The 6,008-nt window shown below is 63.5% G+C and carries 5 protein-coding genes; 3 read left to right on the top strand and 2 right to left on the bottom strand.

Features of this window, described 5'->3' with window-relative positions; genetic code table 11:
• Window positions 1–72: 72 nt before the first annotated feature.
• Window positions 73–687, bottom strand: a complete 615-nt coding sequence (locus tag ACYQ26_RS02415; protein ID WP_459806713.1) for a hypothetical protein — start codon at window positions 685–687, stop codon at window positions 73–75.
• 547 nt (window positions 688–1,234) lie between these two features.
• Between ACYQ26_RS02415 and ACYQ26_RS02410 the strand changes: the two genes are divergently transcribed.
• Together ACYQ26_RS02410 and ACYQ26_RS02405 are read left to right on the top strand one after the other, a co-directional pair.
• Entirely contained in the window at window positions 1,235–2,239 is a 1,005-nt protein-coding gene (locus ACYQ26_RS02410; RefSeq protein WP_459806712.1) for a hypothetical protein, read from the top strand.
• 333 nt (window positions 2,240–2,572) lie between these two features.
• Complete coding sequence (locus ACYQ26_RS02405) at window positions 2,573–3,745, top strand: C45 family autoproteolytic acyltransferase/hydrolase (RefSeq protein WP_459806711.1); 1,173 nt, start codon at window positions 2,573–2,575, stop codon at window positions 3,743–3,745.
• 60 nt (window positions 3,746–3,805) lie between these two features.
• Here ACYQ26_RS02405 and ACYQ26_RS02400 read toward each other — a convergent pair whose 3' ends face one another.
• Window positions 3,806–4,909 carry a glutamate-cysteine ligase family protein gene (locus tag ACYQ26_RS02400; RefSeq protein ID WP_459806710.1) on the bottom strand — a complete coding sequence of 368 codons (1,104 nt, stop codon included), beginning with the start codon at window positions 4,907–4,909 and terminating at the stop codon, window positions 3,806–3,808.
• Between the two features lie 481 nt (window positions 4,910–5,390).
• Between ACYQ26_RS02400 and ACYQ26_RS02395 the strand changes: the two genes are divergently transcribed.
• Window positions 5,391–6,005 (top strand): NAD(P)/FAD-dependent oxidoreductase, encoded by a 615-nt coding sequence (locus ACYQ26_RS02395; RefSeq protein WP_459806709.1) that lies wholly within the window; start codon window positions 5,391–5,393, stop codon window positions 6,003–6,005.
• Window positions 6,006–6,008: the final 3 nt, after the last annotated feature.

The following is a 6,008-nucleotide window of genomic DNA, read 5'->3' as shown; positions in this document are numbered from 1 at the left end:
GTACCGATCGTCACTATGCCCGGTCGTATTCGTTTCTCTCAGCTCTGAAGATCACGAAACGAGGTTGCTTATTTACGAGTTTCCAAAACCAACTTCTTGCAAAACATCTAATTTCTCCATTGAACTATATATTTGATTTCCGACGCTGATCACTTCTTGTGCTACCATCTCGTAATCTCTGGGTCCGAAACCATCTTCATATGGATAAAGAAGCCCAGCAATCAATACTCCATCCCATATCTCCTCCTCATCATTTTCTTTTCTTGGATCTGATTTAGTGAGGTTTTCAATCCGACAATCAGAATGGATAGCGTATGACTGAATATCAGTGACTAATCTTTCAGCTTCGTCTTCTTCTACGTCTTTTACCCGTTCATATGCTACGCTTTCATACAAGTTCTCATCACGTAGATTTGAGTCATCTATATCATACTTTTCTAAGTGGCCACGAAGAATTTGATTATCATTCTCATACGCCTTAACTATAGCTTGAGTTAGTGAAAATTGGTATATCAATGTGAAATACCGATTATTTGGTTGTGCATATAGTTCGAGATTAGCCCCATCCCTTTCAATTACGAAATATTTGCCAGTTTCATGACCTCTCTGTCCAACAATGAAGTCCTCTGCACTCAGTACGTACGACAAGACTTCTCCGATTGCATCATAATATTCGTCTGCGGCCATTAACCCAGACTGAGTCATCTAATGTTAAAAATCCCAATATTCGCATAGAGGTGAATTTTAGATACGCAGTTCTTCCTAAGGTTGCATGTCGACAAAATTTGGTTTCCAAATATGCACACGAGACTGCTCGACTCGTGTGCATATTGCACGAGGATCACCGTGACGGTTCAGAGATTGCTCTAAGAACGCGACAAAAACACCCTAACTTGGACCGTTGAAGCCGGTCAAGTGAGTCGAAAAACGGGAATCCTCGAGTCGTGTGTCCGAGCATGCGGATTTGAACCGATAGCGACGACACCCACCGCGAGGATGCAATCGAACGAGTAGCGTCAAGAGGCCGCCGAGACGCCGTCGACTCGAGCGACGAACAGTGAAGTCGAGACGACCATCCCTTGATCGGACAGAGAGGATTCGTTGGGCCGCCGTCGCTGATCGATACTCCGTACCGAATACGACGGGGTTATTCGGCGGCAACTGGGCGCGGATACTGTTAGATGTGTGATGTGATGACGGGGAGGATTTGTGCGTCGCGACCGAATGGACCGGTGTGGACCAGACCGACAGCAGCACACGATCGGAGTCGGAGTCAGAAGTCGATACCGCACAGGCCGCGGCGAGCAGCGGCCGTGAGTACGTCTCGAGGGCGGCGCCGTACCTCCGGCAGGGCATCGAATCAGGGACGGTCCCGGCGATCATCGGCGGGACGAGCCTTCTCAGCGGCATCCGAGCGCTCCGGGCCGGCGAGCGCGGGCGCGGACTCGTCCGGCTCGCCCTGGGAACTGGCTTCGTCGCAGCCGCGATCGGCCAGCGCCGATCCCGCCGCAGTGAGGAGTCAGACGTCGAGCAAACCGACGTGGTAGACACCCGGCCCGACGTCGATGCGGTCGCCGACGAGGCCGGCGGCGTCGAGGAGACGGACCACGCTACCGGCGATGCGGCCGCGGACGTCGCGGACGAGTCCCCGGATGTCGAGGACACAGGATCAGGGCTCGAGTCCGACGCCCACGCCGAGCCGGGTTCGGTCGGCCAGCCCGAGATCGCCGATACTGGGGTCGACAGTGCGGACCTCACCGAGGCGACCGAGCGCGAAGCAGCGCCCGATGTCGATGACGGGACGACGGCCGAAACGGGCGCTGACGTCGATGACGGCACCGAAACCGAGGAAATCGATCGGCTGGGCGAGGCAACCTTCGACAGGCAGAGTCGGGAGGTGCCGGCGCCACAGCAGGCGTTCAACCAGGGGTTCCTGGCCCACTCGAGCGAGGCGTTCTGGGGAATCAACGAGCGCAACGGCGGGGTGGTGGTCTCCGTAGACTACGACGCGATAATGGGCCGCGACGGAGTGCGATACGTCGCCAGCAGTGAAATCGACGAGGACGCCCGCGAGCTACCGATCCCCGACACCGTCCTCAACCACTGGGACGAGGAATTCGGCGGCGGGACCGCCGTCTCCGGCGGCGATACCATCCTCTTCGTTACGTCCGACGATCTCGCGGCCGACGGCCTGCTAGGTGTCATCCCTGCGGAGTGGGCCGAGGAGCTGTCACCGTAACCGATTCGGACCGACTCCGAGAACCGGGACCGTCTCCTTCTGGATACGAACGTCCGCGACACCGACCGATCCGAAGCGGCCGTGCAGTTGCTCACCGACGCCGACGACACCTCCGTCTCCGTCCCGAACTCACGGAGCCACGGACAGTCCTGACGAAGAAGGAGCCACTCGAACGGGAGCAGTCGACCGGATTGAACGTCATCGCAACGGTCCCGCTACCGTATCGTCCTCGCTCCTCGGGGTAGCGGACGCCACGCTCCCGTCCGCGGCCGCCGCTTCGAACCGTTGCCTTTCAAGCCGACGTTCCAAACCCCTCGAGCGCCCATTTTTTGTATGGACGACACCGCAACCAACCCCGCCGCGACCGTCCCCGAGGTCGACTCCTTCGCCGAGCAGGCCCGCCGCCGCGCCGAAACCGAACGCGAGGCCGTCGAGTGGGCCGTCGACCGCCTCGAGGACCTCATCGACGCCCGCGGGGTCGACCTCGACCCCCTCCTCGAGTACGCCCGGCGCAGCCGCGAGAGCCTGCCCGATCGCCACCGGCGGGCCTACGAGGCGATGGCCGACGTGTTCGACGTCGATCCGGACGTCTACGAGGCCTACGTCTTCACGTACTCGGACCTGTGTGAGGAACTGGCCGAGGGGACCGGCCGCTCCGAGAAGAATCCAAGGGGATGTACGAACGCGCTCGTTGCTGAGCCGGCGGTCGCCGACGGAGCCGACGCCGGCGGCCCGCTGGTGCTCAAGAACCGCGACATCGCGGGACGGGGCCTGCGCCCGAAGTCGATCGTCGAACAGCCGCCGATCGACGACTACCATGGGATCCTGACGATCGACACCTGCGGCACGATCTCGCTGTTCAAGGGCGTCAACGATCGGGGGTTGGTCGCGGCGAACACCTACATCGACAGCGAACGCGACGACGTCGATCCCGAGGACCAACTGCGCAACGGCACCGTCATCCGGATGCTTCTCGAGGAGTGTGCGACCGTCGAGGAAGCCCGCGCGAAACTCGATTCGTTCCCCACGAAACGCCTGATGGGTCAGACGCTGTTTCTCGCCGACGGGACCGACGCCGTCCTGCTCGAGGTGGATCCGAACGCCGAGCGGATCGCGGCCGACGAGAGCCCGATCGTCACGCGAACGAACCACTTCGTCATCTCCGAGTCGACTGAGGCCGAGAGTTCCACGAAGCGACGGCGGCGCGTCCTCGAGTTGCTCGAGGACCTCGAGCCGCTCACTCGCGACGACCTCTGGCAGATTGCGCGCGATCACGCAAACGGTCCCGGCGACGACTCGATCTGTCGCCACCCCGAACCCGAGGCCGGCGAGTACGCGGTGGGACAGCTGACCACCGCCAGCACGGCCGTCTTCGAGGGCGGCGCGCCGACGATCGAGGTCGCGATGGGCAACCCCTGCGAGGGCCGGCGGCTGCGGTACTCGTTCGGCGACGCGGTGCCGGCCGACCTGCGGACGGGCCGGCGCTGGCTCGAGCGGATGACCTGACGGTCCTGTCTTGATAGGACTAAAACGTGTCTCGTCCGCAGACCGGCGCGCTCGCGCGGGTCAGGCGCGGACGCGGCGCTCCTCGAGGTCGGCCTCGAGGCGCCGCGCGGCCGCGAGTCGCAGGCGCTTGGCGCGGCGCTCGGTGAGCCGCCCGTCGGGAAGCTGCGCGGTCAGCGGTTCGTACTCCGACGGCGTGAATCCGAGTCCGCGGAGGTACGTCCGCACGTTCGAGTTCTCGAGGCCGTCGCGGATCGCGGCGTCGGTGACCTCCTCGACGGTGTCGAACGCGGGGAGGGGGACGCTGTCGGCGTCCGGCTCGTCGCCGCTCCCGCCGACGCGATCCCGGTCGCCGTCGACGACGGCGGTTCCGCGGGCGTCCGCCCGCGAGACGATCGAGCGGACCTCCTCGGCGAGTTGCAGCACCTGACTCGGGAGCGCCGCGTCCGGCGAGCGCCACTCGACGGTCGGCATCGCCCGCCGCAGCCGAACCGGATTCCAGGTCGCTTCGTAGGGGTCGAACGCGTCGTTGAACGCCTCGGGATCGACGCCGCGCTCGATCGCGCGCTCACGGAAGGTTTCGTAGGCGTCCTCGAGCCGCCGTTCCCACTCGGCGACGCTGTCGACGTAGGGCCACAGCTGTCCCTGTTCGGGGCAGCCGCCGTAGCAGGACCGCCGGTAGAGGTAGGGTCGGGCGCACTCGAGGATCGGTTCACCGCGGTAGTGCGAGGAACTCGTGACGAGCGCGAACGCAGGATCGATCGCCGTCAGCGCGTTGAGCTGGTCGACGACGTTGGACTGCTCGAAGTGGATGTGCGTCCCGGCGCAGACGCGGGCGTCGTCGAATCCCGGTCCGACGATCCGCCGCTGGAGGTCGGTGCTCGCCTTCTCGCGGTACGGGATTTCGGACGGCGGAACGTCCAGTGGCGTCGCCAGCGGGACGAGCCGCTTGCCCTGCTCGCGGGCCGCGTCGACGACGGTCGCGATCCGATCGCGAAGCTCCGCGCGGAGCTCCGCCATCGACGTACAGGGGGTCGTTTTGATCTCGAGCATCGGCTCGACGAACTCGGGGTCGATCCCCTCGCAGACGTCAAGCAGTGAGTCGGGCGGGACCAGGTCGCCGTCGTCGTCGACGACCCAGTACTCCACCTCGAGGCTGGTTTTCATGGATGTCTCTTGCGCTCGTGAAGCGTGGCTCCCGAGCGCCGTCGGGGGACGGCCGGAGCCGAGTTGTGGCGGCACCGATACCGAATGTCGCGTCGAGCCGCGTTCGGTGCCGATGTGGTACGCGTCGTGTGTACTGGATGTATAGCGCCTATCCTCGTGAACCGATTGAGCTTGCGTACGAAAGTGATAGATTTGGCCGTAGAGGGTCTGTAATACGCTAGCACACGCGTTTCAGCGAACGGGTTGTGCTATCGGAGTGCGCTCGAGAAGGTGTCGTGCGACCGCGGTCGCAGTTCCGTTCGCTTCGATCGCCTCGAGGCCGTCGATCGCCGCTGGCCGTCGCTCTACGGGTCGAATTTGATTCGTCTTCCGTGCGCCCCGCCGACTACGGTCGGTGCGGCCCCACTAACGTGCGTGTCACGTGATTGCGCCGGCGTCTCTGCTGGGTTCTTACCCCTGTAGTAACAATCCGTAACCGACTATGAGCGACGACGCGACTGCGGACGACGGTGACGTTTCGGTGATCGTGGTCGGCGGCGGCCCCGCCGGCCTGAGTGCGGCCCTCTTTACCGCGAAGAACGGCCTCGAGACGACGGTGTTCGACGCCGACGAGACGTGGATGCACAAGGCGCACCTGTTCAACTACCTCGGCATCGGCTCGGTCGGCGGCACCGAGTTCATGGAGACGGCCCGCCAGCAGGTCGACAGCTTCGGCGTCGACCGCCGGCAGGGCGAGGAAGTGACGGGCGTGGAGGAGGCTGGCGGCGGCTTCGTCGTCGCGACCGAGGACGGCGAGTACGAGGCCGACTACGTCGTGCTCGCGACGGGCGCGAACCGCGACCTCGCCGACGACCTGGGCTGCGCGTTCACCGAGGAGGACGTGGTCGACGTCGACGTCGACATGGAGACCAGCGTCGACAACCTCTACGCGACCGGCGCGATGGTCCGGCCCGAGGAGTGGCAGGCCGCGATCGCCGTCGGCGACGGCGCCGCCGCAGCACTCAACATCCTCTCGGACGTTAAGGGCGAACACTACCACGACTTCGACGTCCCCGCAGACGCCGAGCGCGTCTTCGGCGACGCGGTCGCGGAGTGAGAT

This window comes from Halopiger thermotolerans (assembly GCF_054654555.1).
The sequence above is the reverse complement of the archived record's forward strand: the minus strand, read 5'-3'. Positions and strand labels throughout refer to the sequence as shown.

What these genes read in the sequence shown, in the direction of transcription:
- ACYQ26_RS02395 (WP_459806709.1), top strand. Translation starts at nt 5,391, where the DNA reads ATGAGCGACGACGCGACTGCGGACGACGGTGACGTTTCGGTGATCGTG.
- ACYQ26_RS02415 (WP_459806713.1), bottom strand. Translation starts at nt 687, where the DNA reads ATGGCCGCAGACGAATATTATGATGCAATCGGAGAAGTCTTGTCGTAC.
- ACYQ26_RS02405 (WP_459806711.1), top strand. Translation starts at nt 2,573, where the DNA reads ATGGACGACACCGCAACCAACCCCGCCGCGACCGTCCCCGAGGTCGAC.
- ACYQ26_RS02400 (WP_459806710.1), bottom strand. Translation starts at nt 4,909, where the DNA reads ATGAAAACCAGCCTCGAGGTGGAGTACTGGGTCGTCGACGACGACGGC.